The sequence below is a fragment of the Variovorax sp. JS1663 genome, assembly GCF_002157355.1.
In the GTDB taxonomy this organism is placed as follows: domain Bacteria; phylum Pseudomonadota; class Gammaproteobacteria; order Burkholderiales; family Burkholderiaceae_C; genus Variovorax.
The window spans coordinates 15,123-41,326 of sequence record NZ_LYMK01000011.1 but is presented as its reverse complement, the minus strand read 5'-3'; the positions used below and the strand labels follow the sequence as shown (position 1 = coordinate 41,326).

The following is a 26,204-nucleotide window of genomic DNA, read 5'->3' as shown; positions in this document are numbered from 1 at the left end:
GCGCGCGCAGGATCACTTCAGTTCCACTTCGTCGAAGTTGAAGCTGCCGTCGGGGATCACGTAGAACCCGGTCAGGTTGCGCGCCCGCACCGACAGCAGCTGCTCGGTGACGAGGAAGGCCCACGGCGCGTCGTCCCAGATGCGCTTCTGCGCATCGGCGTAGATCTTGGCCTTGGCGGCGGCGTCGGTCGTGACCAGCGCCTTCTTGATGTCCGCATCGACCTCGTCGTTCTTGTAGTACGCCGTGTTGAAGAGGCGCGGGGGGAACGATTCGGAGGCCAGCAGCGGACGCATCGCCCAGTCGGCTTCGCCGGTGGAGGACGACCAGCCCACGTAGTACATGCGCACCGGTGCGGTGGCCGGGTCCTGCGCGCTTTCGACGCGCTCGACACGCTGGCCGGCTTCCAGCGCCTGCACCTGCACCTTGATGCCGACCTGCGCGAGCTGCTGCTGCACGAACTGGATCACCTTCTGCGCCGTCGTGTAGTTGTAGGCCGACCAGAGCGTGCTCTCGAAGCCGTTCGGGTAGCCGGCTTCCTTCAGCAGTTCCTTCGCCTTGGCGGGGTTGTAGGGCCAGGGGCCCAGCTTCGATGCGCCCTCGATGCCCTTGGGCAGCACGCCCTCGGCGGGGATGGCGTAGCCCGAGAAGGCCACCTTGGCGAGCGCTTCCTTGTTGATCGCGTAGTTGATGGCCTGGCGGACCTTCGGGTTGTCGAAGGGCTTCTGCTGCACGTTCATCGAGATGTAGCGCTGGATGATCGACGGCGCGCTGTTCACTTCGAGGCTGGGCTTGGCCTTCAGGGTCTCGGCCGCCTCGTACGGCATCGGGAAGGCGAAGTGCGCCTCGTTGGTCTGCATCATCGCGGCGCGCGTGTTGTTGTCGACCACGGGGCGGAAGGTGATGGTGTCGACCTTCGGGTAACCCTTCTTCCAGTAGCCGTCGAACTTCGTGACCTTCAGGTAGTCGGTGGCCTTCCACTCGACGAACTTGAAGGGGCCGGTGCCCACCGGGTTCTGCGCGATGCCCTTGCTGCCGAACTTGGCCAGCGCCGCCGGCGAGATGATCACGGCCGACGGGTGCGCCAGGTTGTTGATGAAGGGCGAGAAGGGCTCCGTCAGCGTGAACCGCACCGTGCTCGCGTCGATCACCTCGGTCTTGGCGATGTTCTTGTAGAGGTTGTAGCGCTTGAGCTTGTTGTCCGCGTTGGTCACGCGATCGAAGGTGACCTTCACCGCCTCGGCATTGAAGGGCGTGCCGTCGTGGAACTGCACGCCGGTGCGCAGCTTGACGGTGTAGATCAGTCCGTCCTTGCTGACGGTGTGGCCGGTGGCGAGCACCGGCACCATCTTCATGTCCTTGTCGAAGCCGTACAGGCCCTGGTAGAAGGACTTGGCCACCGCCTGCGAGAGCGTGTCGTTGGCGTCGTAGGGGTCGGTGGTGGTGAAGTTGGACTGCACGGCCACCACCACGTCCTTGCCGGCGGCCTGCGCCGACACGGCCAGGCCGGCCAGCGCGAGGGCGGCTGCGATTCGGGAAAGACGCTTGTTCATGCGAAGACTCCTTTGAGGTCGTTGGGGTGAGACGGGGGGAACAATTCCTGGGGGTGCTCAGAAGCCGCCGGCCCGCGCGACGAAATGGCCCGGGCCGACTTCGACCAGCGGCCGGATCTCCGGCTCGTAGCCTGCCGGGTGCACCGGGCTCGGGACTTCGCCCTGCAGCAGCGGGCGCTTCTGCGTGCGGCGCGCCGGGTCGGCCACCGGGACGGCGGCCATCAGCCGCTTCGTGTAGGCATGCTGCGGATTCTCGAAGATCGCGCGGCGCGGGCCGATCTCCACGATCTGGCCCAGGTACATCACGGCCACGCGGTGGCTGATGCGCTCCACCACCGCCATGTCGTGCGAGATGAAGAGGAAGGCCACGCCCAGCTCGCGCTGCAGGTCCAGCATGAGGTTGACGATCTGCGCCTGGATCGAGACGTCCAGTGCCGAGACGGATTCGTCGGCCACCACCACCTTCGGGTCGAGCGCCAGTGCGCGCGCGATCGCGATGCGCTGGCGCTGGCCACCGGAGAACTCGTGCGGGTAGCGCTGCGCGTACTCGGGCGGCAGGCCCACCTTTTCAAGCAGCCAGCGCACCCGCTCCTGCGCCTTGGCGCCTTTCGCGAGGCCGTGCACCAGGAGCGGCTCCATGATCGAGAAGCCCACCGTCAGCCGTGGGTCGAGCGAGGCGAAGGGGTCCTGGAAGATGAACTGGATGTCGCGCCGCAGCGCCTGCAGCTCGCCCGTGGGCAGCGCCAGCACGTTGCGTCCCAGGAACTCGATCTCGCCGCCCTGGCTCTCGACCAGGCGCAGCAGCGAGCGGCCGGTGGTGGATTTGCCGCAGCCCGATTCGCCCACCAGCGCCAGCGTCTCGCCCGGCTGCAGGTCGAAGCTGATGCCTTCCACCGCGTGCACGCGGCGGGTGACGCGGCCGAACAGGCCGCTCTTGAGGTCGAAGCGCGTCACCAGCTTCTTCACGCGCAGGATGGGCGGGGCATCGCGCCGCACCGTGTCCTGTGGGGCGTTGTCCACCACGCTCACGCCGGCGGCATCCACCTGCAGCAGCTCGAAGCGCGCGGGCAGGTCGGTGCCGTGCATCGCGCCCAACTGCGGCACGGCGGAGAGCAGGGCGCGCGTGTAGGGATGCTGCGGGGCCTTGAAGATCTGCTCCGCCGGCCCGGCCTCGGCCTTGTCGCCGCGGTACATCACGAGCACGCGGTCGGCCACCTCGGCCACCACGCCCATGTCGTGCGTGATGAAGACCACGCCCATGTGCATCTCGGACTGCAGCTCGCGGATGAGCTGGAGAATCTGGGCCTGGATGGTGACGTCCAGCGCGGTGGTCGGCTCGTCGGCAATCAGGAGCGAGGGCCGGCAGGACAGCGCCATCGCGATCATCACCCGCTGGCGCATGCCGCCGGAGAGCTGGTGCGGGTAGCGCGCGAGCACGCTGCGCGCCTCGGGAATGCGCACCAGCTCCAGCATGCGCAGCGCCTCGGCGCTGGCGGCGGCGCGGTCCTTGCCCTGGTGGATGGCGATGGCCTCGGCGATCTGGTCGCCGGCGGTGAACACGGGGTTCAACGAGGTCATCGGCTCCTGGAAGATCATCGCGATGTCGGCGCCGCGGATGCCGCGCATGGTGGCATCGGACACCTTCGCCAGGTCGAGGACGCGGCCGTCGCGGCGCCGGAAGCCCATGCGCCCGCCGACGATGCGGCCGCCGCCGTACTCCACCAGCCGCATCAGCGCGAGCGAGGTGACGGACTTGCCGGAGCCGGACTCGCCCACGATCGCCAGCGTCTCGCCGCGGTCCACGTGCAGCGACAGGTTGCGCACCGCGTCCACGGTGCGTTCGGAGGTGGCGAAGCGCACGGTGAGGCCGTCGACCTCGAGCACGCGCTGTTCGGGCAGCTGCAGCGCGGCGCCGGCGGAAGAGGGTTGGAGGACGGCGCTCATCGATGGATGGCGGTCTGCGGCGCATCGGTGCCGCGGGCGTGGCCGCGGTACATGCCCTCGGTGTTGAAGGGCATGCAGACGTTGCCCAGCCGGTCGACCGCGATCAGCCCGCCGCTGCCGCCGATGGCCGGGAGCGACTGCATCACCACCGCCTGGGCGGCCTGCGCCAGCGACTGGCCGGCATAGCGCATGCGCGCGCAGACGTCGTAGGCGGCGGCCGCGCGGATGAACATCTCGCCGGTGCCGGTGCAGGAGACGGCGGCGCGCTTGTCGTCGGCGTAGGTGCCGGCGCCGATCAGCGGCGAATCGCCGACGCGGCCGACCCGCTTGTTCGTCATGCCGCCGGTGGACGTGGCGGCCGCCAGGTGGCCCGCGAGGTCCAGCGCCACGGCGCCGACGGTGCCGAACTTGCGGCCTTCGTCCAATGGGGCGCCTGACCCGGCCGCGCCGTCATGGTCGAGCACCACCCGGTTCGCGGCCTGCGCGCGGTGCAGCTGGGCGCGCCGCGCCTCGGTGGAAAAGTAGGCGGGCTCCACCATCTCCAGCCCGCGCTCGCGCGCAAAGGCCTCGGCGCCGGCGCCGGCCAGCAGCACGTGGGCGCCGTCCTCCATCACCGCGCGGGCAGCGCGCACCGGCCGGCGGATGTGGCTCACGCCCGCCACCGCGCCGGCGCGCAGGTCGGCGCCGTTCATCACGGCGGCATCGAGCTCGTGCGTTTCGGCCGCGGTGAAGACCGCGCCGTGGCCGGCATTGAAGAGCGGGCAGTCTTCCAGCATCTCGACGGCGAGGCACACCGCGTCGAGCGCCGGGGCGCCTTTCAGCAGCAGCGCCTGGCTGGCCTGCACGATGACGCGCAGCGCATCGTGATAGGCCTGCGCCGCCGAGGCGTCCAGCGCGGCCGCGCTGATGGTGCCGGCGCCGCCATGGATGGCGATGACGGGGGAGCTTTTCATCGGGTCTTCTTCTTTCCGGCCGGCCGCTGGCGCGCCAGCCTCTTCTTGATTCTGGCGCTGGCCGGGGTCGCGCGCAGATCCTGTGCGCCGTGCAGCCAGGGCATGACGGTCTGCACCACCTTGCTGGCGGCCTGGAAGGCGCCCGGCGCGCGCAGGGCCACGGCGCTGGTCAGCGCCTCGACCAGCGCCAGCACGCTGGTCTCGCAATTGGGGCGGAAGCGCGTCTCGGTCTGCGCGTAGAGCGTGATGTCGGCCAGCGGCGCGAGCGGCGAGCTGGGCCGGTCGGTCAGTGCCAGCACGCCGATGCCCTGCTTGCGGGCGATGCCGGTCAGGGCCAGCGTGTCGGTGAGGTAGCGCGGGAAGGTCAGCGCCACCAGCAGGTCGCGGGACCCGCCGCGCGCGAGGGAGCGCGCACCGTGCGTGACGCCGCTCATCGAGGGCAGCAGCCGCACGTCGGCACAGTAGGCATCCAGTCCGTGGTGCAGCAGCCCGGCCAGCCAGGCGCTGGCGCCGAAGCCGGCAACGAAGACCGTGCGCGCGCCCAGCACGCGCTCGACCGCCGCCTCGCAGGACGCCGGGTCCAGCGCATGGCGGGTGGCCTCGATGTTGCGCTGGCTTTCCTCCAGCGCCATGGAGAACACCTCGGCCACGCTCGACGGATTGGCCAGGTTGCCGCGCAGCCGCTCCACCGGCGCCACCAGCGGCTCGAAGCCGCGCACCAGTTCGGCGCGGAAGCTCGCATACCCGTCGAAGCCCAGCGCCCGCGCGAAGCGGTTGGCCGTGGCCACCGACACGCCGGCCATGGCCGCCAGCTCGTCGATGGGCAAGGTGGCGACCTGCAGCGGGCGCTCCAGCACGTAGTCGGCCACCTGGCGGTGCGAGCGCGTGAGCTGCGGCAGCGCCTGGGCGATGCGCTGGGGGACGGTAGTGGCGGAAGAGGGCTGCATGCGAATGGGCGGGATGCCCCTTCAGGGTGCGGCGAATGTAAACAAAATTACAGAACGGTGCAACGAAAGAAAATTTTCAATCATCGGTGGCCAATAAGCAAGCTGTGGGCCCGCGAGATGCTGCAGCCAACGAACCGGCGGCCGTCGTCCTGTGGGGGTACTCTATTGAACCGCGATCCGGGAGTCAGCTTTCGCGCTTCAGCATAGGCGCCGTGCGGCGTGGTGCGTGTGACCGCGACCGGCGACTTATCCACTTGTGCAGTTCGCTGCACCACAGGACCGCGCTGGCCATCGCGACGCACAGCATCCATTGATCGAGCGCCAGCGGCACCGTGCCGAAGGCGAGGTTGAGGAAGCCCAGATGGACGACGGCTACCTGCAGCAGCACCGACAGTCCGACCGCGCCCCATAACCACCGGTTGACGAACAGGTGAGAGAACGCACTGGCGGTCTCGGAGCGAGCGTTGAAGCAGTTGAACAACTGGGCGAAGACCAGCACCGTGAAGCCTGCCGTGCGCGCGGTCGCGAGGTCACGCGTGCCCTCGATCAGCCCGCCGGGGAGGAAGATGTCGACCGTCAGCAGCGTCACCACGGCCATCACGGCTCCGACCTGGATCACCCCGGCCCACATCCGCGCGTCGATCACGCGTTCGTCCAGCCGCCGCGGCTCGCGCGCCATGACGTCGTCGGTCGGCGGGTCCACACCCATCGCCAGCGCAGGCCCGGAGTCGGTGATCAGATTGATCCAGAGGATCTGCGTCGCAAGAAGGGGCAGAACCACCGCGCCGCCCGCGTTTGACTCTGCGCCTGTGAGCCCGATCACCCCTGCTCCCACGACGCCCAGGAAGACCGTCAGCACCTCGCCCATGTTCGAGCCCAGCAGATAGCGCAGGAACTTGCGGATGCCGTCGAAGATGCCGCGTCCCTCGCGCACGGCCTCCACGATCGTGGCGAAGTTGTCGTCGACGAGGATCATGTTGGCGGCTTCCTTCGTGACCTCGGTCCCGGTCACGCCCATCGCAATGCCGATGTCCGCCGACTTCAGCGCCGGTGCATCGTTGACGCCGTCCCCCGTCATCGCGACGACGTTGCCGTCGGCCTGCAGCGCATCGACGATGCGCAGCTTGTGCGCGGGCGCCACCCGGGCGTAGACAGATGTCTTGCGCACCGCCTCCGCGAAAGCCGCATCGTCCAGCGCGTCGATCTCGTTCCCGCTCAGCGCGGCCGCGTCGGCCCCCGCGATCCCGAGGTCCGTGGCGATGCGCGCCGCCGTGCGCGGGTGGTCGCCGGTGATCATGATCACCCGGATGCCTGCCCGCCGCGCTTCGCGGATGGCCGCGGCTGCCTCCTCGCGTGGCGGATCGATGATGCCGACGGTGCCCGCGAACACGAGGTCACGTTCGAGCGATTCCGTGATCAGCGGGTCCTTCCCGGGGCCGAGCGGCCGGTAGGCCACGGCCAGCGTGCGCAGTGCCGCGTCGGAAAGAGTTCCGACCTCGGCCAGGATCCGTGCCCGAAGCGGTTCGTCCAGTTCGACCACATCCGATCCCACCCGCGCCCGGGTACACCGATCGAGCAGGACGTCCGGGGCCCCCTTGGTGATCACCACGAGTTCATCGGCGTGCTCTCGATCGCGTTGGATCGTCGACATCATCTTGCGCTCGGACGTGAACGGGATTTCTCCGATGCGCTCGAAACGCCGCTCGCGCCGCTCGGTGGCCCCCAGCTTGCGCTCGGCCACCAGGAACGCCCCCTCGGTCGGATCGCCCTGGATCTCCCAAGCGCCCCCGGATCCTTGGCGCAGGTCCGCATTGCCAGCCAGGCTGCCGCCGCTCAGGACCAGGATCTGCTCGTCCCGAAGCGGCCCACCCGCCAGTTCGGCAGCTTCGTACTCGACCCGACCTTGCGGCGCGTAGCCCACCCCGGTGATGCGGGTGCTGCCCGAGACGGTCATCACCCGTTCGATGGTCATCTCCGCCCGGGTCAGCGTGCCGGTCTTGTCCGAGCAGATGACCGAAGCCGATCCGAGCGTCTCCACGGATGACAAGTTCTTGACGATGGCGCCGTGCTTGGCCATCCGCTGCACTCCCATTGCGAGCACCACGGACAGGATCGCCGGCAGTCCCTCGGGGACGGCAGCTACCGCCAGCGAGACGCCGAGCAGCAGGACGGAAATGACATCGGCGGCGCTGCGGATGTCGGAGATCAGCAGGATGGTCCCTGCCACCACCGCGGCGATGATGACGACGGCGGCGCCCAGCATGCGTCCGATGCGTCCGACTTCCTTCTCGAGCGGCGTCGGCTCGTCCGCGGTAGCCTCCAGCATCTCGGCGATCGCCCCCATTTCGGTGTCCATCCCGGTCGCCGTGACGACGGCGCGACCGGTGCCCTGCGCGACGGCCGTGCCCTTGAACACCATGTCGAGCCGATCGCCAAGCGACGCCGGCTCGCGCAGCGTGGTGGCATCCTTCAGCACGGCTTCGCTCTCTCCGGTCAGCGAGGATTCCTGCACGCGCAGCGACGTGGCCTGGACCAGCCGCGCATCGGCCCCCACGGCGTCACCTTCACCGAGCACGAGCAGGTCGCCGCGCACCAGCTCGGCGCTGGGAATGCGCATCGATTGCCCGTCACGCACCACGGCCGAAGTCACGGCGGTCATCCGGGCCAGCGCGGCCACGGCGTCCGTCGCCTTGGCTTCCTGCACGTAGCCAAGCCCCCCGTTGAGCAGCACGATCGTCGCAATGACGATCGTGTCCAGGGGCCAGCCCGCGAAGCCTTCGATGGCCCAGGCGACGAGCGTGATCGCGATGGCGGCCAGCAGCAGGTAGACGAGCGGATCCCGGAACTGCGACAGGAAGCGCCGCCAGGCGGGTACCCGCGGCGCTGCGCGAAGTTCGTTGCGGCCATTCTCCGAGAGCCGGCGCGACGCCTCCTGCGAAGTGAGCCCGTGGCGAAGGTCGGCCCCCAGCGTCCGCGCGACGTCGTCGGCGTCCTTCATGGACGGGTGGTCGCGACTGCCTTCCTTCGCCATGTCGTCAGGCCGATTGGGTCATGTACGGCGGTCGCACTCGCGAACCCGAGGTGGATCACGATCAGGAACAGCGACAACAGCATCAGGATCGCGAAGGCGCTGGCCTGGCGCAACCCGAGGTTCTGGACGATCAGATCCGCCAGCCATCCCGCGGCCTGTGTTCGCAGAAGCGCCGTTCCCACGCCGATGCCGACGGCAAACAGGACGACGGTTCCCCAAGGGAAGCCTCGCTGCGATTCCTTCCAATCCATCACGCCCAGGCGGGGCAGAAGCATCAGTGCGATGGCAGCGATGGTCGTTGACGACCCTGGACAGCACCACCAGGGCGATGCGCCGGTCCAGACCGGTCGCGGTCATCGCCGCGGCGATGAAGCACGCCGCCGCAACGAGCGCGACGGCGCTGTTGGAAAAGCCGGACAAGGCCAGGCCGAGCGCCGCCCCGGTGCCCATGTCGGCGCCGGAGGGCCTGGCCGCATCGGGCGCATGGGCCAGCAGGAACACCATGAGCGCACCGATCACCACCGCGCTCACCGCGTAGTCGAGCGCCTCGGTCATCCAGGCGATGACGGCGAAGGCCAGGATGCCCAGCATCACCTGCCCGGCAGGCGGCAAGCCCTGCGGTGTCGGCATCCAAACGATGGCGATGAGTGCGGCAGGCGCCGCGATCAGTCCGATTCTCCTGACGATGCCGCGGCCCGATGCCAACGCCTCCAGCGCCGGGACGGCAAGAGGCGGCTCGGAGGTGGCACTCATCGCGCCGTCACGCCTCGAGGATGACCTTCAGCGCCTTCGTATCGGCGGCGTTGGCGAAGGTGTCGTAGGCCTGAAGGATGTCGCTGAGCTTGAAGTGGTGCGTGATCAGTTGCCTGGCATCGATGCGTTGGGACTGCACGGTCTTGAGCAACATGGGAATCGAGACCGTGTCAACCAGCCGCGTGGTGATCGTCATGTTGTGCGACCACAGCCTCTCCAGATGCAGATCGACCTTGCTTCCATGCACACCGACGTTGGCGATGGTGCCGCCCGGTGCCACGATGTCCTCGCAGAGCTCGAACGTGGCGGGGATGCCCACCGCCTCGATGGCCGTGTCCACGCCCCGTCCGCCGGTAAGCTTCATCACCTGCTGCGCCGCATCGCCGGCAGCGCTGTTCACCGTGGCCGTCGCTCCGAAGCGCTTGCCGACGGCGAGCCGGTTGTCGTCCAGGTCGATCATGATGATCTCGGCCGGGGAATAGAACTGCGCCGTGAGCAGCGCTGCCAGCCCGATCGGCCCCGAACCGACGATGGCGACGCTGGAGCCCGGCTGGACTTTGCCGTTCAGCACGCCGCACTCGAAGCCGGTCGGCAGGATGTCGCTGAGCATGACCAGCGCCTCTTCGTCCGCGCCCTGTGGGATCGGGTACAGGCTGGTGTCGGCATAGGGGATCCGAACGAACTCGGCCTGCGTGCCGTCGATGCTGTTGCCAAGGATCCAGCCCCCGGTCGCGCAGTGCGAGTACATGCCCTTTCGGCAGGGGTCGCAGCGGCCGCACGCAGTGATGCAGGAGATCAGGACCCTGTCGCCAGGCTTGAACGTGGCGACTCCCGGACCGACGGCATCGACGACGCCCACGCCTTCATGGCCAAGGACGGTTCCGGGTCGACAGGACGCGACGTCGCCTTTGAGGATGTGCAGATCCGTGCCGCAGATCGTGGTGCGCGTGATCCGGATGACCGCGTCGGTGGGCATCTGGAGGGTCGGCTTGGGACGGTCGTCAAGGCTCTTCTTGCCGGGGCCGTGGTACACGAGGGCTTGCATGGGGGGCTTTCTTTGCAGTGGGTCGGGGATCCGCTTGCGGCGTCCCGTCAAGTACCTTTGTAGTGAGTCGGGCGCATCGGGTCTGTACGCCGCCGCACACAAACCGCGCGGCCATCGACGTGCGCGCAGTCGCATTCGCGCGCCGAGGAAGTTCTCCCCGTTGGTGTGCTACCGCACAGACTCAATCACCTGGCGCGCGCAGGGTAGGAGTGTTGGTAAAGGGATTCAGCGCTTGACTGAAACAAGCCTTGCCACGCAAGGAGATTCAGGTGAGCGATGAAGCGATCAACTATCCGGTTCCGGAGGCCGCCATGAAGGGCGCGCACGTATCCGGTATGCCGGCCTATCGAAAGCTGGTGGCCGAGGCCGACGCCGATCACGGCGCCTACTGGGCGCGTCTGGCCCGCGAGTTCGTGAGCTGGAAGACGCCCTTCACGCGATCGCTTGACGAGCGCGAGGCGCCGTTCTTCAAATGGTTCGAGGACGGCACGCTGAATGCCTCCTACAACTGCCTGGACCGCCACGTCGAGCGCGGCCTGGGCGACAAGGTGGCCGTCATCTTCGAGGCCGACGACGGCCGGATCAGTCGCGTCACCTACGGCGACTTGCTCGCGCGCACCTGCCGTCTCGCCAACGTGCTGAAGGCCCGCGGTGTGAAGAAGGGTGATCGCGTCGTCATCTACATGTCGATGAGTGTCGAGGGCGTCGTGGCCATGCAGGCTTGCGCGCGCATCGGCGCCACGCATTCGGTGGTGTTCGGTGGCTTCTCGGCACAGAGCCTGCGCGACCGCATCGCGGGGGTGGGTGCGGTGATGGTGATCACGGCCGACGAACAGTTGCGCGGCGGCAAGCAGTTGCCGCTCAAGGCCATCGTCGAGGAAGCGATGGCGCTCGGCGGCTGCGAGTCGGTCAAGGACGTGATCGTCTACCGGCGAACGGGCCGCCAGATCGCCTGGAACGCGTCGCGTGACCGCTGGATGCACGAGGAGACGGGAAAGCAGGGCGACACCTGCGAGCCCGAATGGGTCGGCGCGGAGCATCCGCTGTTCGTCCTCTACACCTCGGGATCGACCGGCAAGCCCAAGGGGGTGCAGCACTCCACCGGTGGCTACCTGGTGCAGGCAGCGGTGAGCACGACCTGGACCTTCGATATGAAGGATGAGGACGTGTTCTGGTGCACCGCCGACATCGGCTGGGTCACCGGCCACACCTACATCACCTACGGTCCGCTCGCGATCGGCGCGACACAGGTGGTGTTCGAGGGCGTACCCACGTACCCGGATGCGGGCCGCTTCTGGAAGATGATCCAGGACCACAAGGTGAGCGTCTTCTACACCGCGCCGACCGCCATCCGCTCGTTGATCAAGGCGGCCGAGGCCAATGAAGCGGTGCATCCTCGCAGCTACGACCTGAGCAGCCTGCGCATCCTGGGTTCGGTGGGCGAGCCGATCAATCCGGCTGCCTGGGAGTGGTACCACCAGCATGTCGGCGGCGGACGCTGCCCCATCGTCGACACCTTCTGGCAGACCGAGACCGGCGGCCACATGATCACGCCCTTGCCTGGCGCGACGCCGCTGGTGCCCGGTTCATGCACGCTGCCATTCCCCGGTATCGCGGCCGCGGTCGTCGACGAGATCGGCAACGATGCGCCCAACGGGCAAGGCGGGCTCCTGGTGGTGAAGAAGCCCTGGCCCGGCATGATCCGCAACATCTGGGGCGATCCCGAGCGCTTCAGGTCCAGCTACTTCCCCCAGGAGCTCAAGGGCTACTACCTGGCGGGCGACGGCGCCATCCGCGATGCCGAGACCGCCTACTTCACCATCACCGGCCGCATCGACGACGTGCTGAACGTGTCGGGCCACCGCATGGGGACGATGGAGATCGAATCGGCGCTCGTGGCCTGCACGGCACGGGTGGCCGAGGCCGCCGTGGTGGGGCGCCCGGACGAGACCACGGGCGAGACGATCTGCGCCTTCGTCGTGCTGAAAGGCCCGCGGCCGACCGGCGACGACGCGCGCAAGATCGCCAACGAGTTGCGCAACTGGGTAGCCAAGGAAATCGGCCCCATCGCCAAGCCGAAGGACATCCGCTTCGGCGACAACCTGCCCAAGACACGCAGCGGAAAGATCATGCGCCGCCTGCTGCGATCGATCGCGAAGGACGAAGCGATCACGCAGGACATCTCGACGCTGGAGAACCCGGACGTCCTCGAACAGTTCATGGAAAGGAACTGAGCATGGAAAACGATCTGACATCGAGGATCCTGCGCGATCCGAACTACCAGGCGCTCAAATCACAACGCTCCCGCTTCGGGTGGTGGCTCGCGGCGGCGATGATGGTCGTGTACTACGGCTTCATCCTGCTGGTCGCCTTCGACAAGCCCTTCCTCGCGACCCGGCTGGGCAGCGGCGTCACGACCATCGGCATGCCGCTCGGGCTCGCGGTGATCGTGTTCACGATCGTCATCACCGGCATCTATGTCAACCGGGCCAATGGCGAGTACGACAGGTTGACCGACGAGATCGCCAAGGCGGCCCTGAAATGAGCCGCCCCATACCCGCGCTGGGCCTGCTTGGCCTGCTGGTCCTGCTGGCGGCATCCGGTGCCGCGCAGGCCGCCGGCGGCGATCTCGGCCAACTCGAGAAGCAGGCCACCAACTGGACGGCGATCGGCATGTTCGCCGCCTTCGTCGTCGGCACCCTCTTCATCACCAAGTGGGCCGCGGCCAAGACCAAGAGCGCGGCCGACTTCTACACGGCCGGCGGCGGCATCACCGGCTTCCAGAACGGCATGGCGATCGCGGGCGACTATATGTCGGCCGCCTCGTTCCTGGGCATCTCCGCGGCGGTGATGGTCGGCGGCTTCGACGGGTTGATCTACTCGATCGGCTTCCTGGTCGGCTGGCCGGTCGTGACCTTCCTGCTTGCCGAGCGCCTGCGCAACCTCGGCAAGTTCACCTTTGCCGACGTCGCGGCCTTCCGATTCGAGCAGACGCCGGTGCGCGTGTTCGCGGCGTCCGGCACGCTGGTCGTCGTGGCCTTCTACCTGATCGCGCAGATGGTCGGCGCGGGGCAGCTCATCAAGCTGCTCTTCGGCCTGGAGTACTGGATCGCCGTGGTCATCGTGGGCGCGCTGATGATGGTCTACGTGCTGTTCGGCGGCATGACCGCGACCACCTGGGTGCAGATCATCAAGGCCTGCCTGCTGCTTGCCGGCGCGACCTTCATGGCCTTCATGGTGCTGTGGCACTTCGGCTTCAGTCCCGAGGCGATGTTCGCGAAGGCGGTGGAAGTGAAGACGGCCATCGCGACCGCCGCGGGCAAGCCGCCCGCCGGGGCAGCCGCGGAAGGCTTCTCGATCATGGGGCCGGGAGGCTTCATCAAGGACCCGATCTCGGCCATCAGCTTCGGCATGGCGCTGATGTTCGGCACCGCCGGCCTGCCGCACATCCTGATGCGCTTCTTCACGGTGCCCAATGCCAAGGAGGCGCGCAAGTCCGTGTTGTGGGCGACCACCTGGATCGGCTATTTCTACGTGCTGACCTTCATCATCGGCTTCGGCGCCATCACCTTCGTGCTGACCGATCCGCAGTTCCTCGACCCCAAGGGCGGCCTGATCGGCGGGGGCAACATGGCGGCCGTTCACCTGGCGAAGGCCGTGGGCGGCAACGTGTTCCTCGGCTTCATATCGGCGGTGGCCTTCGCGACCATCCTGGCCGTGGTGGCGGGCCTCACCTTGTCCGGCGCATCAGCCGTGTCGCACGACCTGTACGCCACCGTGTTCAAGAAGGGCAAGGCCGACAGCGTGGCCGAACTCAAGGTGTCGCGCATCACCACCGTGGCGCTGGGCGTCGTCGCGGTCGTGCTGGGGATCGTGTTCGAGAAACAGAACATCGCCTTCATGGTGAGCCTGGCCTTCGCGATCGCCGCCTCAGCCAATTTCCCCGTGCTGCTGATGTCGGTGCTGTGGAAAGACTGCACCACCCGAGGCGCGGTGATCGGCGGCTTTCTCGGGCTCGTCTCCTCGGTCGCGTTGACCGTGGTGTCACCGGCCGTGTGGGAAGCGACGCTGGGCAACCCCCCGGGCTCCGCGCTGTTCCCCTACCAGTCGCCGGCGCTGTTCTCCATGACCATCGGCTTCGTCGGAATCTGGCTGTTCTCCATCCTCGACAAGAGCCCGCGCGCCGCCAAGGACCGGGCGGGCTTCCTGGCGCAGCAGGTGCGTTCGGAAACGGGCATCGGCGCGGAGGGCGCATCCGGACACTGAGGCACTTCGTGCCTGGCGGCCATGCCCAACGCCTTCGACTTTTCAGCCTCGCCCTTCGATTGCCTGGACGAAGCCGAGCGGAAGCTGGTCCGCGACAGCGTGGACATCGCGTACTTTCGCGAAGGGGAGGCGATCCTGGAGCCGGGCATCGAGCCCGCGCACCTGTTCATCCTCATCAAGGGCCACGTCTCGCAGTTCCACGGCGGCGAGGCGGTGGCCGGCTACGGGCCCAACGACTGCTTCGACGGCCGCTCCCTGATGGCCTGTCGCGCGAGCAGCCGCTTCGTCGCCGCGGAAGAGGTGGTGGCCTACTTGCTGGCCAAGGCCGCCGTCAATGCCCTGATCGCCCGCAACGCGACCTTCGGGGCGCTGCTGTTCTCGGACCTGTCGAACAAGCTGGGTGCGCTGGCGCAGCGCCACGAGCAGCGCGAGATGCATGCGCTGACGATGTCGCGGGTCGAAGAGGCCTTCCTGCGGCCGGCGCACGTGGTCGACGGCGGTGCCGACATCGTGACCGTCGCCCGGCTGATGCAGGCCGAGCATTCCAGCAGCGTGCTGGTGCGAGACGGCGAGCGGCTCGGCATCTTCACCAATACCGGCCTGCAGCGCGCGGTCGTCGACGGCCAGCCGCTGGACCGGCGGCCGGTGCGCGATCTCGCGACTTTCTCGCTGGTCGGCATCGCGCCGGATGCGCCACTGTTCGATGCGCTGGCGTTGATGATCCGGCACCAGGTGCACCGGCTCGTGGTGACCGACGGGCCGCGCATCGTGGGACTGCTGGAGCAGCTCGACCTGTTGAGCTTCCTCTCGAACCATTCGTACCTGATCACGGTTCGGATCGTGCGCGCGCAGAGCCTCGACGAACTGCGCGCCGAAGCCGGGAAGATCACTGATTTCATTGCGCTGCTGTACCGCGGCGGGACACGGGTCGGCCAGATCGGCAAGCTGGTGCAGGCGCTGAACGCCAAGTTGTTTGAGCGCACGTGGCAACTGATCGCGCCACCCGAGTTGCTGGCGCAGAGCTGCCTGTTCGTGATGGGCAGCGAAGGACGCGGAGAGCAACTGCTCAAGACGGACCAGGACAACGGACTGGTCCTGCGGGACTCCACGACGGCCAGCGATGCCGTCGTGGAATCCGCTTGCCTGCGCTTCTCGGCCGCACTGCGCGACTTCGGCTACCCCGACTGTGCGGGCAGGATCATGGTCAGCAACCCGGCATGGCGACACAGCGAGAGCGAGTTCCGCGGTCTGGTGCGGCGCTGGCTGCTTCTTCCCGATCCCGAAGGGCTGATGGCGCTGGCCACGTTCATCGATGCGCACGCCGTCGTCGGCGACGCTTCGTTGCTCGACGCAGTGCGCGCCGAGATCGATCATCTCGTGGTGGCCAATGACGCGCTGCTCGGACAGTTTGCACGCGCCATCGATCTGTTCCCCGACGCGCCCAGCGGATGGTGGAGTCGTCTGCTGCTGTTCGGCGAGCACGAACGGCAGTCACTCGACCTGAAAAGGGCCGGCATCTTTCCCATCGTGCACGGTGTGCGCAGCCTGGCGCTGCGCGACCACGTGCAGGCCACCAGCACCATTGCGAGGCTCGACGCCCTGGTGGCCGACAACCGCATTCCGCTTGAGCTGGCCAACGACCTTCGTGACAGCCTTCACTTCCTGATGGAACTCAAGCTGAAGGCCGGCCTGGCCGAATGGGAGGCAGGGCAGGCGATCAGCGGCAGCGTGAAGGTCGAGCGGCTGAGCAGCCTCGAACGCGATCTGCTGAAGGATGCGCTCGCGGTGGTCAAGCGATTCAAGACGCTGGTGCGGCACCAGTTCCACCTGGAGGGCGCATGAAGGCACGATGGCCGGGTGCGCTGCGTCGCAGATGGCTGCTCTATCACCTGGCCGATCCGCACTTCGCGTTCATGTACGACGCGCCGCCCGAAGGCGAGTGGGTGACGCTCGACTGCGAGACCACCGGACTGGACGTGCGCCACGATCGCATCATCTCGATCGCGGCAGTGCGCATCGTCGGCAACCGGCTGATGACCAGCCAGCGCCTCGAACTGCTGGTGCGGCCCGAGCGGGCGATGACCGCCGAGAACATGCGGGTGCACCGGCTGCGCGAGCAGGATGTCGCACTCGGCATCGATGCGGCGCAGGCGATGCGCCGGCTGATGGATTTCATCGGTAGCCGCCCCCTGGTGGGCTACTACCTGGAGTTCGACGTCGCGATGCTCAACCGCGAGATCTGGCCCTTGCTGGGTCTGCGACTGCCGCAGCCGAAGATCGAGGTATCGGCCATGTACTACGACTACAGGAACCGGCAGCTCTCCGCTCATCTGCGCGGCGGCACCATCGACCTGCGTTTCGCGACGATGATGAATGACCTGGGCCTGCCGCTGCGTGCGGCGCACGACGCACTCGACGACGCCGTCATGGCAGGCCTGGCCTTCGTGAAGCTGCGAAGCCTGCTGTAGGCGGGATTGCGCACCTCGGGCTTATTCGATGCCCTTGCCCACTGGCTCGTGCAGGTCGTGGTCGCGCAGCATCACCGGCTCGCGGGAGCCACCCGCGACGCGCCGGCGCACGGCCGCATCGAGCTCCTGTGCGTGAAGCTTGTAGGTCTCCAGCGGCTGGTCGTCGATGGCGGTCGACCGATAGCAGTAGTGCAGCGTTTCCTTGCCGATGCTTGCGCCGACGAGCTTGTCGTCGATGGGCACCCAGAAATGGACCGCGCCCGAGGCCTCATGAAAGAAGGGAGGGTTCGACATAGGAGGTCCTGGGATGGCTTTCGCGGTCGTCGATCCAGAGCGACGCCCTGGTTTCAATGGCCTGGATGGCATCGCCGGCGTTGGCGAATTGCCTGCACGAGATGATGTGGCACTGGCATGCCTCTTCGAAGTACAACATGGCCCCCGCGGCCACGGTGCCGTCGAAGGAAGCGCTGGTGAGGTGGCTGCGGATCTCCCAGCCGTGATAGGAGAGGCGCGTTGAGTCGCGGTCGTATTCCATGGTGCCTTGCTTTTGAACGGGGCGAGCCCGATGTTCCGTTCTACTCCAGGTGCCGCCACCAGTCAGTTCGGCAGCGCACAGACACGGCATGGACGGCGCGGATGCCACGCGCCGGATCAAAGCAATCCCGCATAGCATTTCCTGTCAGCGGCATAGCAGGCGCAGGCCGTTGCTTCGAGTCCCGGGCGATCGAGCACGCTGAGGGTGCCGCGGTTGTACGCGATCAAGCCGCAGCGCTGCAGGCCACCGGCGGCGACCGTGATGCCCACACGGCGCACGCCCAGCATGTAGGCAAGAAACTCTTGCGTGACGTGAAAGCTGTCGGCATGCGCGCGGTCCTGGCTCATCAGGAGCCAACGCGCGAGGCGCGGGCCGATCTGGTGGAAGCGCAGGCAGGCGGCCGATGCGGCCAGTTGCGACATCGAGACCTGGATGTAGCGGTCCAGGATCCGTCGCAAGGGCGCGCTGCGTGCCAGTTCGCGCCGGAAGTCGGCAGCGGTGATGCGCCAGGCCGCACCGGCACCTTGCACCAGTGCGCGCAAGGTTGCGCTCTCCACGCCAAGGGCAAGGTTCGAGCCCAGCATCCCTTCGCGACCCACCATGGCGACTTCCAGTCCGGGATGCTCGTCGATCTGCGCCACCAGAGAAATGAAGCCGTCGACCGGAAAGTAGACGTGCCGGGTTACGGCGCCCGGCTCGTGGATCACGTCGGCCAGGACCAGGTTGGTCGGTTCGCAGACGTCCAGCAGACGCCGACAGTCTTTGCGCGGGAGCAGTTCGATGAGGTGGTTCTCGATCGCGGCCAAGGAATGCTCCGTGGGATGGGGACGAGCCACTCTGCGCGCAATTGTCCGGCGCGACTGTCTGCCAGCGCACAGACCTGATGGCGAAGGCGTCTTATAAATGATGCTTGATCGGCAACCGCCGAAAAGGACCGCAATGCAAGACCTCACCCAACCCTTTGTCAAGCTTTCGACCGCGAATGCAGAGCTCATCACGCGTTTTGCGCAGTCGCAGGACATGACCGACCTGGTCAATACCAGTGCACAGAAGTACCTGGAGCTGGCACAGAAGGCCTTTGGAGGAGCCGCCGCGTCAGGGGCCCAGGCCGACCTGATCCGCAGTCTCACGGAAAACTATTCGACCTTCGCGCGAGAGCATGCCGAGAGCCTCATGGGGATCGCGGCCGAAGCACAGGCCCAGATGACTCAGCAGGTGGCGGATGCCTCGAAGATCATGAACCCGACAGGTTCACGCTGAGGCTCGCCACGACGCTATGACGACGGCGTCGTCCTCTCGAGCAATCCCTTCAGCAGCGCGAGCTGCTGTTTCTGGATCTCCAGCAACTCTTCCCATTGCCGCTCGCGCAACTGGTCGATCTTGTCGTGCAGCAGCATGATCTCGAGCTCGGCCTTCAGGTTGACCTCATAGTCGTGCTCCGCATGAATCCGGTCCTTCTCGGATTGCCTGTTCTGCGACATCAGGATGATCGGCGCCTGCACCGCCGCCAGCATGGAAAGAAACAGGTTGAGCAGGATGAACGGGTAGGGGTCGAAGGTCGTACCGCGGGTAGCCAGGAGCAGCGCGTTGAGCGCGACCCACAGCAGCATGGTCGTGCCGAAGAGCCCGACGAAGGTCCAGGAGCCACCGAAGGATGCGACCGCGTCTGCCGCGCGCTGGCCGAACGATTGCCCGCCATCGGCGTCTTGCACGACATTGCGCGACACATGCGTTCGCTCCGCCACGTGCCGCGCGATGCGCTTCGTTCGCTCGTCGAGAGCGTCATAGCGCGAACCCAGCAGCCTGGTTGCGATGTCCTCGGATCGATGCATGGCGCCACATCCTGTTCGTCGGGACGGAGTCCGAGACGCTCACGCCGACTGGGGCGCGGCATGAAATTCGGCCGGTCTAGATGGCTATCTTGTCCGGAAGAAGCCTGTCGTATTCTTTCTTGACCACCGCATAGCACTCGCAGGAGCGCCGCTCCAGCCCTTGCCGGTCCAGCACCGAGATGTGCCCCCGCGCATAACTGATCAGACCGGCCCTCTGCAGCTTGAGTGCGCCTTCGGTCACGCCTTCGCGGCGCACGCCGAGCATGTTGGCGATCAGTTCCTGCGTCATCACGAGCTCAGTGCCCTGCAGCCGGTCCAGGCTCAGCAGCAGCCAGCGGGACAGTTGCTGGTCCAGCGAGTGATGCCGGTTGCAGACCGCCGTTTGCGCCATCTGCGTGATCAGCGCCTGGGTGTAGCGCAGCAGGAGGTGAAGGACCGGGGCCCTGTTGAACTCCTCCTTGATCACCTGTGACTTGAGCCGGACGCCCTGACCTGCGCTCTGCACTACGGCACGACTGGGCGTGGACTCTCCCCCCATGAACAGCGAGATGCCCACGACACCTTCGTTGCCGACCACGGCGATCTCCGCGGAAGCGCCGTTCTCCATGACGTACAGCAAGGAAACGATGGCGGTGGTCGGAAAGTAGACGTGGCTCAACGTGGCGCCCGACTCATACAGCACTTGGCCCAGCGGCATCTCGACTGCTTCCAGTTGCGGAAGCCAACGCTGCCATTCGGCTTCGGGCAGTGCGTCAAGCAGGCGGTTCTTTCTCGGTTCAAGCCGAAGGTCCATCGCTTTTTTCCGGAATTCTGACTTCGGGGATGACCTTGGATGTGCTCGGAGTACGAGCCTGTCGATTATAGGTACCTCACCCGAAAACAATGTTCGCCATCGCACAATGAACCGTGCGACGTCGCACAGACAAAAGCCACGGATCGCTTCATGCTGCAAACTGACAGTCATCCGGCGCTGGTAGAGGTTGCTTCGGCGCCCTCCCGTTATGGGCGGTTCCTCGATGCCGGGACTGTCCCCAATTCTCTCGACGCAACTCGTCGCCCAGCGTCATCCGTCCTTCGAACTGGCCGACGCACCTCGGCGCGGCCGACCAGCGCGATTCCGGCGTAGCGGATCGCGACGGCGGCCCGTTGACACGCCTTGTTTCTTGCTCGCTCCACTGTTGACAAGTCCGTCAAGGTGGGCAGACTCTGAGAAAAGAGGGCAAGACGATGGCGCGCGGACAGAGACGGTCAGTTTCCGTCGGCTCTGGCTACGAAGCCGAGGCCGATCAGGTCGGGGCCCGATCCGCGGCTCAACGCGGAGTCGGGAGGCGCCTGGAGCCGACAGCCCATGCTGCCGGGCCGCTGCCGGCCGAGGGCCGTCAGGACGCAGAGCGCATCCTGGGGTTCGACTTCAGTACCGTCCGTGTCCACGCGGATGACGACGGCGGGCGCCGCGCGAGGAGTGCGGGCGCCGTCGCATTGACGGAAGGCGAACATGTGTACGTTCAGCCTTGGGCCTACCAGCTCTGGCACCCGCTGTCGCGAGGCCTGATCGCGCACGAGCTTGCGCACGTTGCCCAGCAACGGCTTGGCCGCGCGCTGGACCACGACGGGGCCCGCAATGGATTCGTCGCCGGACAAGGTCATGCGGAGAGCATCGATTCGCTGGAACGGGACCGCGCCGCGGGCATCCCTGCAGCGTATTGGGCGCGACTTCGGGCCGGGGAGCGCGGCCTCACGCCGGCCCCGCCCGGCCTTCAGCAGCGATGCGTTGCAGGCTGCAGGAGCTGCGAGGAAGGACAGGTCAATCCTCTCGCGGAGAAGAAGGCGCGACTGGCGGAACTGGATGCCGTCATCGACCGGCCCGGGTCGTCCTTCGGACAACTGGCGGCTGCCAAGGCCGAACGGATGGACGTGGCGCACGACATCCAACTGCTCGAAAGTGGTGCCGGCACGCACGTCGGGGGCAAGGCCGCGGACCTCGGGCAGGGCCGCACGCCAGCCCCGAGCCCAACCGACTGCACCGAATACACGGTTCAGGTCCTGCGCGAGACCTTCGCGGCCAAGGGGCATGGAGCGACGTTCTCCAAAATCATGGCCGCTGCCAACAAGCGCAGCGGAGGCAAGCTCAAGGGAACCGAGCTGATCCAGGAACTCCAAACGCAAGCTGGATGGAAGGCCGTGTATTGGAATCCAGACACCAAATTCGTCGACAAGAAGCCCGGCGGGGCTGACGACACCGAGCACGCCTACTCGGCGCAGGTGGCCCGCAGCAAGGGCACCTACTACGACATCCCGATCGAGAAAGACAAACTGGTCACGAACTATTCGCCCAAAGGGGGAACCGGCACCCATCCGGACGCCACTTCGCTGGCGAAGTTGAAGAAGGTCCCGTTCGGCGTGCTCACGGCGCGTGGGGGGCTGCACATGGCGATGCTGGTCTCGGGCGTGGTCTTCGAGGTGCACTGGAAGGAACAGTGCACCAGCAGCAACGTGTTCGATGCCACGCCGCTGGAGAAGTGGGCATGGCTGTCCGGCGTGGTGGCGGCCCCTGCTGACGACATCGATGCGGCTTGGAAGTGAGCAGGAGCGCGTATCGCGCGTCGCCGATCCATTGGGCCCCTCGGTCGCAGCCGTCGTCGCATGTCTGCGGGAGGCGGCGCGGTCCTGCGAATGGCCGGAACTGGAGCGCCGCCTTCATGAGCGTCTGATCGATCCCGGCCTGCCCCCGACTGCCCTGTTGCCGCTCGCATCGTGCGCGGCGGCGGGTGGCGCCCCGGTGCGTGCGGCGCCCCTCAGCGCTGCTTGCCTGTTGGTGATCACCTGTACGCGCTGGCTCGACGACCTGTCCGACCGCGACTGTGCGGGGGCGCTATGGCAAGACGCCGGGGAGGCCCGAACCATCACGCTGTCGGCGGGAGCCCTGACCCTTGCGTGGCGCACCCTGCTCGAGGCAGATTTCGGTCCCGCTCTGACTGCTCGATTCGCCCAGGCAACACTCCGGACCGGCGCAGGGCAGGATCTCGATCTGACCCTCGAGACCCCGTCCGTTGAACAAGGATGGAGCATCCTTCGCGGCAAGACGGGTGCCGGCCTGGCATTGATGTGTGCAGGGGGCGCCGTCATCGCACATGCCGATCCGGCGCCCTATCACTCGTTTGGCGAACATGTCGGCGTCATGTTGCAACTGCTGGACGACCTGGACTCGATCGTCGCCCCGCGCGGCATCGGTGACCTTGCGGGACGCAAGGGGTGCAACATGGTCCTGGTGCACGGCATGCACGGGGCCCATCGCACAGAGGTCCAACGCCTGTGGTCGCTGGGTGCATCGCGCGAGTTGCGCAGACTCCTGATTTCTTCCGGGTCCGCTCAAGCCGTGCTCGCCGCAGCATTGCAGGAGCGAGATCTCGCATTGGCATCGCTCGGTATGGCAAAGATCGATCGCCAACCCCTGGCCGAACTGGGAAGAGACACCCTGACAGGCTTCGCTCGCGGCGTCTTCGATGACCTGGCCGTCGACGCGGGCGACGGTCCAACGGGGTAGATCGGCAGACAGACGCCAATCGGTCCCCACTTTTGAGGACCCCCATCTTGCGCGTGAGGGTTCCGTTCCCTAGACTGGCCACGGGACTTTGCTGCCGGCAGTGACAGTCGAGCTGCGTGGTCCGCCTGTCTCGGTCGCCCATCTTCGTGAAGGAGCCATCATGCCCGCGTTGGCCGAAACTCCCGTGAATGAACTCGAGGCCAAGAGGCTGAAGCTGAAAGAGGACCTGGACCGGATCACCGAACTGAACAGGAGCGCGAGTTCTCTGCAGGGTGAGATCAAGGCGTTGGAAGCGAAGATCGCCGAAGTGACCAAGGCCGGGCAGGCGTATCAGGCGGCATCCGATCCTCTGGTGCAGAGGTTGAAGAAAGTCACCACATCTGCGACCCAGAAGGTCAGCCTTGCGCAGGAGGAGATCAAGGAGGACCAGAAGCGCGTCGACAAGGTCGTCGCCGACTTCGATGGCTCGCTGACAGCGCAAGAAAAAGAGGTGAAGGATGCAGCAACTGAAGCCGCGACTGCGGCCAAAACGCTGCTCGACGCCCAGACCGCGGCCATGGCGTCGCAAGAGGCCTACGACGCCTTGATGAGCCGGGCACAAACGCTGATGGCGACGATCACCTCCGCCGAGGGTTTGCTGGTGCAGGCGGAAGCGGCCGAGAAGAAGAACGATTACGTGGCGCTGTACTTTCTCGCGACCGAGGCCGGCAAGATCGTCAAGGACCTGACCATCCTGGCCCCCGACAAATACGCCGCGGAACTGCAGCTCGGGCAGGATGCAGCATCAGCAGACAAGGACAAGGCCGCCGTTGCTGCGACCAGGAACGACGCTGCCAAGAGCAAGCTCGCAGACGCGGCCGGCAAGCACGCAGCGGCGAAGGCCTCGAGGCTGACGGATCTGTTGCAAGAATTGCGCAAGGCGCCCTGAATTGCTCGTCAAGCGCACCGCGCACGACGGATGAAACCAAGCAGCGCGCGCCTGGCGCGAGCGATCAGGACTGGCCCTTCCAGTGGAAGGGCAGGTTCTCGCCGGCCCTTCCGCGCACCTTCACGAGCCGGGTCTCGGTCTGGCCATGGAGGCTGGCCATGACGCGATAGCGGCCGTCGGGCAGATTGACGTTGACCATGGGATCGACGTCGAGCAGTTCGAGCACCGGGCGACCCTGCATGTCAGTGATCAGCAGATCGGCACTGGCGACGAATTCGTTGTCCTTGCGTTCGGCGAACTCCAGCCGCAGATTTTCGCAGTCGGTGTGTACGGGTCGCCCATTCCTTGAACCAGCGACGGAGCAGGACGTATGAAGATGGTTGCGCCGGTGGACCGGCCATGACGCCTCAACTCGGCGTCGCCGCTGCTGCTTGTCTTGTGGGGCTGTGCTTCACGTCCTCCGGCCGAGCGACGCGCCCGAGAACGGGCGACGCAGATGTTTGCCTGACCCCAGCGACGCCCTAGAAACGGTTGGCAGCCCGCCGGACCACGACCGGCGCCTTGGCCGGCGGCTTTTCACCCGGTGCCGCCGCCTTGCGTGAAGCGCGTTTGGCGGGCTTGCGCCGGCCCTTGAGGGACTCGATCAGGGAAAGGGCTTCCTTGTCGAACTTCGCGTTGTCGTCGGGCATGGCCGCCTCCGGAGGGTGCGAAGGCCGGATGTTACGACCATACGGACTTGGCTGCAGCCCCGCGCCCGGTTGCGAAACGGCCCCATACGGGGCACGATGTCACGGCACCGCGGACACGCTCGCGGCTGCGTGCCGGCGCCGTGTCCCGCCGGCCGTCGAGTCGTACGGAGCCGCACCACCCATGTTCTTCCTCTGGCCCGACCACCTCTGGTTCCTGCTGGCGCCCGCCTTGCTGCCGGCGGCCTACCTCTGGCTGCTGAACCGGCGGAACAAGACGGCCGTGCGCTACAGCGGCCTGCACATCGTGCGCGATGCGGCGGCCGGCCGCCAATGGCGGCGGCACCTGCCGCCGGCGCTCTTCCTGCTGGCCTGCACAGGCCTGCTGATCGCCGCCGCGCGCCCCGTGGCACGTGTGCCGCTGCCCTGGGCGCGGTCGTCGATCCTCCTGGCGATGGATGTCTCGCTCAGCATGCGCGTCTCCGACGTCAAGCCGACCCGGCTGGCGGCCGCGCAGGAAGCGGCCAAGCTCTTCCTGCAGGAGCTGCCCAAGGACATCGAGGTCGGCCTGGTCACCTTCGCCGGCAGCAGCCAGGTGACGCAGCGCGCGACGCTGGACCGCGCCGCCGTGATCGCGGGCATCGACGGCTTCCAGATGCAGATGGGCACGGCGGTGGGCAACGCCATCGTGCTGTGCCTGGCGGAGCTGTTTCCGGACCAGGGCATCGAGCTGGGCGATCTGAGCTTCGGCAACAAGCCGCAGGGACGCAGCCTGGACGACAAGGTGAAGCCGCCGCCCAAGCCCTTCACGCCGGTGGCGCCGGGCTCGTACGACTCCGCGGCGATCATCCTGCTGAGTGATGGCCGCCGGACCACGGGCGTCGACACGCTGGCAGCAGCCAAGATGGCCGCGGACCGCGGCGTCCGGATCTACGTGGTGGGCCTGGGCACGGTTGAGGGCGACGCTTCGACCCCGGACGGCCTGGCCATCTACATGAAGCTGGACGAACCGACCCTGCGCGAGGTGGCTCGCATGACGGGCGGCGAATACCACCACGCCGGCACGGCCGACACGCTGCGCAGCGTCTACAGGAATCTCGGCTCCCGCGTGCAGGTGCTCACGCGGGAAACCGAACTCACCGGCGTGTTCGCGCTGATCTCGGCAGGGGTGGCGATGGCGGCGGCGATGCTGTCGCTGCTCTGGTTCGGGCGAATCGCCTGAAGTCCAAAGAAGCGATTGACGCCGTGGCGGTCCTCGGCCTCGATGCCGCCGCAAAGGCGATCCTCCTCCTCATACATCGCGGCGGCCTGCCGTGCGAACTCGTCGATGACGTGCCTGCAGCCGTGTTCCCAGTCCTCGCTCTGGAACAGCACGATGAAATCGTCGCCGCCGACGTGCCCGACGTGCCCGACGTGCCCGACGTGCCCGACGACGTGCCGGCACGCCCCACTTCGCCAGCCTGGCCACGAGCGAGAACGGCGAGGCGTCCTCGGCGGCATGCAGCAGCACCGCGGGACTGATGTTCAGGAAGATGTGCCCCGGCGCATCCATGTCCTTCCAGTGCCGCAAGGCGAGCTCGATGCAATGCATCTCGAACTCGACCAGCAGGGACGCGCGTGCCGCGAACTGCAGCAGGTCGGCCGGCATGTGATGGCCCCGGATCAAGGCTTCGTGGCCGAAGACGGTGCCGTCGCGCAGATCCACGGAGAACGCGCTGAAC

The 26,204-nt window shown here is 66.9% G+C and carries 25 protein-coding genes and 1 pseudogene; 10 read left to right on the top strand and 16 right to left on the bottom strand.

Annotated elements, in window-relative coordinates; translation table 11 throughout:
* Positions 1–12: 12 nt before the first annotated feature.
* The 8 genes and pseudogenes from gsiB to A8M77_RS11540 all read right to left on the bottom strand — a co-directional run bounded on the left by gsiB (position 13) and on the right by A8M77_RS11540 (position 10,224).
* Positions 13–1,551 carry a glutathione ABC transporter substrate-binding protein GsiB gene (gene gsiB / locus A8M77_RS11570; RefSeq protein ID WP_086921642.1) on the bottom strand — a complete coding sequence of 513 codons (1,539 nt, stop codon included), beginning with the start codon at positions 1,549–1,551 and terminating at the stop codon, positions 13–15.
* A 57-nt stretch (positions 1,552–1,608) separates the two neighbouring features.
* On the bottom strand, positions 1,609–3,495 hold the full coding sequence (locus A8M77_RS11565) for a dipeptide ABC transporter ATP-binding protein (RefSeq protein WP_086921641.1): 1,887 nt from the start codon (positions 3,493–3,495) through the stop codon (positions 1,609–1,611).
* The gene (locus tag A8M77_RS11560) at positions 3,492–4,448 is read right to left on the bottom strand and encodes an isoaspartyl peptidase/L-asparaginase family protein (RefSeq protein ID WP_086921640.1); all 957 of its coding nucleotides are present in this window, start codon (positions 4,446–4,448) and stop codon (positions 3,492–3,494) included. The genes A8M77_RS11565 and A8M77_RS11560 overlap by 4 nt, the downstream gene beginning before the upstream one ends.
* On the bottom strand, positions 4,445–5,395 hold the full coding sequence (locus A8M77_RS11555; RefSeq protein ID WP_086921639.1) for a MurR/RpiR family transcriptional regulator: 951 nt from the start codon (positions 5,393–5,395) through the stop codon (positions 4,445–4,447). The genes A8M77_RS11560 and A8M77_RS11555 overlap by 4 nt, the downstream gene beginning before the upstream one ends.
* 184 nt (positions 5,396–5,579) lie before the next feature.
* Positions 5,580–8,393 (bottom strand): cation-translocating P-type ATPase, encoded by a 2,814-nt coding sequence (locus A8M77_RS11550; protein WP_238136783.1) that lies wholly within the window; start codon positions 8,391–8,393, stop codon positions 5,580–5,582.
* Positions 8,390–8,677: an anion permease gene (locus A8M77_RS37425; RefSeq protein WP_443270950.1), complete on the bottom strand. Its 288-nt coding sequence runs from the start codon at positions 8,675–8,677 to the stop codon at positions 8,390–8,392. Before A8M77_RS37425 ends, A8M77_RS11550 begins: the two co-directional genes overlap by 4 nt.
* Before the next feature lie 112 nt (positions 8,678–8,789).
* Positions 8,790–9,056, bottom strand: a pseudogene (locus A8M77_RS37420) (anion permease); the annotation flags it as partial.
* A 130-nt stretch (positions 9,057–9,186) separates the two neighbouring features.
* Entirely contained in the window at positions 9,187–10,224 is a 1,038-nt protein-coding gene (locus tag A8M77_RS11540; RefSeq protein ID WP_086921637.1) for a zinc-dependent alcohol dehydrogenase family protein, read from the bottom strand.
* A gap of 269 nt (positions 10,225–10,493) precedes the next feature.
* Between A8M77_RS11540 and acs the strand changes: the two genes are divergently transcribed.
* The 5 genes from acs to A8M77_RS11515 are packed head-to-tail and all read left to right on the top strand — an operon-like array spanning position 10,494 to position 16,958.
* A complete protein-coding gene (acs, locus tag A8M77_RS11535) occupies positions 10,494–12,458 on the top strand; it encodes an acetate--CoA ligase (RefSeq protein ID WP_272947434.1) in 1,965 nt (654 codons plus the stop codon).
* Positions 12,459–12,460: 2 nt separating this feature from the next.
* Positions 12,461–12,769 (top strand): DUF485 domain-containing protein, encoded by a 309-nt coding sequence (locus tag A8M77_RS11530; RefSeq protein ID WP_086921636.1) that lies wholly within the window; start codon positions 12,461–12,463, stop codon positions 12,767–12,769.
* Complete coding sequence (locus A8M77_RS11525) at positions 12,766–14,490, top strand: cation acetate symporter (RefSeq protein ID WP_086921635.1); 1,725 nt, start codon at positions 12,766–12,768, stop codon at positions 14,488–14,490. The genes A8M77_RS11530 and A8M77_RS11525 overlap by 4 nt, the downstream gene beginning before the upstream one ends.
* Before the next feature lie 21 nt (positions 14,491–14,511).
* On the top strand, positions 14,512–16,332 hold the full coding sequence (locus tag A8M77_RS11520) for a putative nucleotidyltransferase substrate binding domain-containing protein (protein WP_086921634.1): 1,821 nt from the start codon (positions 14,512–14,514) through the stop codon (positions 16,330–16,332).
* Complete coding sequence (locus A8M77_RS11515; protein ID WP_086921633.1) at positions 16,329–16,958, top strand: 3'-5' exonuclease; 630 nt, start codon at positions 16,329–16,331, stop codon at positions 16,956–16,958. The genes A8M77_RS11520 and A8M77_RS11515 overlap by 4 nt, the downstream gene beginning before the upstream one ends.
* Positions 16,959–16,979: 21 nt before the next feature.
* Here A8M77_RS11515 and A8M77_RS11510 read toward each other — a convergent pair whose 3' ends face one another.
* The 3 genes from A8M77_RS11510 to A8M77_RS11500 form a co-directional block, all read right to left on the bottom strand.
* Positions 16,980–17,252, bottom strand: a complete 273-nt coding sequence (locus A8M77_RS11510; protein ID WP_086921632.1) for a hypothetical protein — start codon at positions 17,250–17,252, stop codon at positions 16,980–16,982.
* Positions 17,227–17,493, bottom strand: coding sequence for a hypothetical protein (locus A8M77_RS11505; protein WP_086921631.1), 267 nt, complete (start codon positions 17,491–17,493; stop codon positions 17,227–17,229). Before A8M77_RS11505 ends, A8M77_RS11510 begins: the two co-directional genes overlap by 26 nt.
* A 116-nt stretch (positions 17,494–17,609) precedes the next feature.
* Positions 17,610–18,299, bottom strand: coding sequence for a Crp/Fnr family transcriptional regulator (locus A8M77_RS11500; RefSeq protein WP_086921630.1), 690 nt, complete (start codon positions 18,297–18,299; stop codon positions 17,610–17,612).
* A gap of 133 nt (positions 18,300–18,432) precedes the next feature.
* Between A8M77_RS11500 and A8M77_RS11495 the strand changes: the two genes are divergently transcribed.
* A complete protein-coding gene (locus tag A8M77_RS11495) occupies positions 18,433–18,753 on the top strand; it encodes a hypothetical protein (protein ID WP_086921629.1) in 321 nt (106 codons plus the stop codon).
* Between the two features lie 14 nt (positions 18,754–18,767).
* Here the strand turns inward: A8M77_RS11495 and A8M77_RS11490 are convergent, their stop codons facing one another.
* Both A8M77_RS11490 and A8M77_RS11485 read right to left on the bottom strand, forming a co-directional pair.
* Positions 18,768–19,325 (bottom strand): DUF1003 domain-containing protein, encoded by a 558-nt coding sequence (locus A8M77_RS11490; protein ID WP_086921628.1) that lies wholly within the window; start codon positions 19,323–19,325, stop codon positions 18,768–18,770.
* 76 nt (positions 19,326–19,401) lie between these two features.
* Entirely contained in the window at positions 19,402–20,118 is a 717-nt protein-coding gene (locus A8M77_RS11485; protein WP_086921627.1) for a Crp/Fnr family transcriptional regulator, read from the bottom strand.
* A 434-nt stretch (positions 20,119–20,552) separates the two neighbouring features.
* Between A8M77_RS11485 and A8M77_RS11480 the strand changes: the two genes are divergently transcribed.
* The 3 genes from A8M77_RS11480 (at position 20,553) to A8M77_RS11470 (ending at position 23,797) form a co-directional block, all read left to right on the top strand.
* Positions 20,553–21,908 carry an eCIS core domain-containing protein gene (locus A8M77_RS11480; protein ID WP_086921626.1) on the top strand — a complete coding sequence of 452 codons (1,356 nt, stop codon included), beginning with the start codon at positions 20,553–20,555 and terminating at the stop codon, positions 21,906–21,908.
* Entirely contained in the window at positions 21,892–22,869 is a 978-nt protein-coding gene (locus A8M77_RS11475; protein WP_086921625.1) for a polyprenyl synthetase family protein, read from the top strand. The genes A8M77_RS11480 and A8M77_RS11475 overlap by 17 nt, the downstream gene beginning before the upstream one ends.
* Positions 22,870–23,029: 160 nt before the next feature.
* Complete coding sequence (locus A8M77_RS11470) at positions 23,030–23,797, top strand: hypothetical protein (protein ID WP_086921624.1); 768 nt, start codon at positions 23,030–23,032, stop codon at positions 23,795–23,797.
* A 64-nt stretch (positions 23,798–23,861) separates the two neighbouring features.
* Here the strand turns inward: A8M77_RS11470 and A8M77_RS36080 are convergent, their stop codons facing one another.
* Together A8M77_RS36080 and A8M77_RS36075 are read right to left on the bottom strand one after the other, a co-directional pair.
* Positions 23,862–24,038, bottom strand: coding sequence for a hypothetical protein (locus A8M77_RS36080; RefSeq protein ID WP_158100918.1), 177 nt, complete (start codon positions 24,036–24,038; stop codon positions 23,862–23,864).
* A gap of 280 nt (positions 24,039–24,318) precedes the next feature.
* The gene (locus tag A8M77_RS36075) at positions 24,319–24,486 is read right to left on the bottom strand and encodes a hypothetical protein (protein ID WP_158100917.1); all 168 of its coding nucleotides are present in this window, start codon (positions 24,484–24,486) and stop codon (positions 24,319–24,321) included.
* A gap of 181 nt (positions 24,487–24,667) precedes the next feature.
* Between A8M77_RS36075 and A8M77_RS11465 the strand changes: the two genes are divergently transcribed.
* Positions 24,668–25,705 carry a VWA domain-containing protein gene (locus tag A8M77_RS11465; protein ID WP_086921623.1) on the top strand — a complete coding sequence of 346 codons (1,038 nt, stop codon included), beginning with the start codon at positions 24,668–24,670 and terminating at the stop codon, positions 25,703–25,705.
* A gap of 69 nt (positions 25,706–25,774) precedes the next feature.
* Here A8M77_RS11465 and A8M77_RS35170 read toward each other — a convergent pair whose 3' ends face one another.
* Positions 25,775–26,188 carry an EAL domain-containing protein gene (locus A8M77_RS35170; protein WP_143694584.1) on the bottom strand — a complete coding sequence of 138 codons (414 nt, stop codon included), beginning with the start codon at positions 26,186–26,188 and terminating at the stop codon, positions 25,775–25,777.
* Positions 26,189–26,204: the final 16 nt, after the last annotated feature.

Bases quoted from the DNA above. Each gene is read 5' to 3' on its own strand.
- gsiB (WP_086921642.1), bottom strand. From the start codon at position 1,551: ATGAACAAGCGTCTTTCCCGAATCGCAGCCGCCCTCGCGCTGGCCGGC.
- A8M77_RS11565 (WP_086921641.1), bottom strand. From the start codon at position 3,495: ATGAGCGCCGTCCTCCAACCCTCTTCCGCCGGCGCCGCGCTGCAGCTG.
- A8M77_RS11560 (WP_086921640.1), bottom strand. From the start codon at position 4,448: ATGAAAAGCTCCCCCGTCATCGCCATCCATGGCGGCGCCGGCACCATC.
- A8M77_RS11555 (WP_086921639.1), bottom strand. From the start codon at position 5,395: ATGCAGCCCTCTTCCGCCACTACCGTCCCCCAGCGCATCGCCCAGGCG.
- A8M77_RS11550 (WP_238136783.1), bottom strand. From the start codon at position 8,393: ATGAAGGACGCCGACGACGTCGCGCGGACGCTGGGGGCCGACCTTCGC.
- A8M77_RS37425 (WP_443270950.1), bottom strand. From the start codon at position 8,677: ATGGATTGGAAGGAATCGCAGCGAGGCTTCCCTTGGGGAACCGTCGTC.
- A8M77_RS11540 (WP_086921637.1), bottom strand. From the start codon at position 10,224: ATGCAAGCCCTCGTGTACCACGGCCCCGGCAAGAAGAGCCTTGACGAC.
- A8M77_RS11530 (WP_086921636.1), top strand. From the start codon at position 12,461: ATGGAAAACGATCTGACATCGAGGATCCTGCGCGATCCGAACTACCAG.
- A8M77_RS11525 (WP_086921635.1), top strand. From the start codon at position 12,766: ATGAGCCGCCCCATACCCGCGCTGGGCCTGCTTGGCCTGCTGGTCCTG.
- A8M77_RS11520 (WP_086921634.1), top strand. From the start codon at position 14,512: ATGCCCAACGCCTTCGACTTTTCAGCCTCGCCCTTCGATTGCCTGGAC.
- A8M77_RS11515 (WP_086921633.1), top strand. From the start codon at position 16,329: ATGAAGGCACGATGGCCGGGTGCGCTGCGTCGCAGATGGCTGCTCTAT.
- A8M77_RS11510 (WP_086921632.1), bottom strand. From the start codon at position 17,252: ATGTCGAACCCTCCCTTCTTTCATGAGGCCTCGGGCGCGGTCCATTTC.
- A8M77_RS11505 (WP_086921631.1), bottom strand. From the start codon at position 17,493: ATGGAATACGACCGCGACTCAACGCGCCTCTCCTATCACGGCTGGGAG.
- A8M77_RS11495 (WP_086921629.1), top strand. From the start codon at position 18,433: ATGCAAGACCTCACCCAACCCTTTGTCAAGCTTTCGACCGCGAATGCA.
- A8M77_RS11490 (WP_086921628.1), bottom strand. From the start codon at position 19,325: ATGCATCGATCCGAGGACATCGCAACCAGGCTGCTGGGTTCGCGCTAT.
- A8M77_RS11485 (WP_086921627.1), bottom strand. From the start codon at position 20,118: ATGGACCTTCGGCTTGAACCGAGAAAGAACCGCCTGCTTGACGCACTG.
- A8M77_RS11480 (WP_086921626.1), top strand. From the start codon at position 20,553: ATGGCGCGCGGACAGAGACGGTCAGTTTCCGTCGGCTCTGGCTACGAA.
- A8M77_RS11475 (WP_086921625.1), top strand. From the start codon at position 21,892: ATGCGGCTTGGAAGTGAGCAGGAGCGCGTATCGCGCGTCGCCGATCCA.
- A8M77_RS11470 (WP_086921624.1), top strand. From the start codon at position 23,030: ATGCCCGCGTTGGCCGAAACTCCCGTGAATGAACTCGAGGCCAAGAGG.
- A8M77_RS36080 (WP_158100918.1), bottom strand. From the start codon at position 24,038: ATGCAGGGTCGCCCGGTGCTCGAACTGCTCGACGTCGATCCCATGGTC.
- A8M77_RS36075 (WP_158100917.1), bottom strand. From the start codon at position 24,486: ATGCCCGACGACAACGCGAAGTTCGACAAGGAAGCCCTTTCCCTGATC.
- A8M77_RS11465 (WP_086921623.1), top strand. From the start codon at position 24,668: ATGTTCTTCCTCTGGCCCGACCACCTCTGGTTCCTGCTGGCGCCCGCC.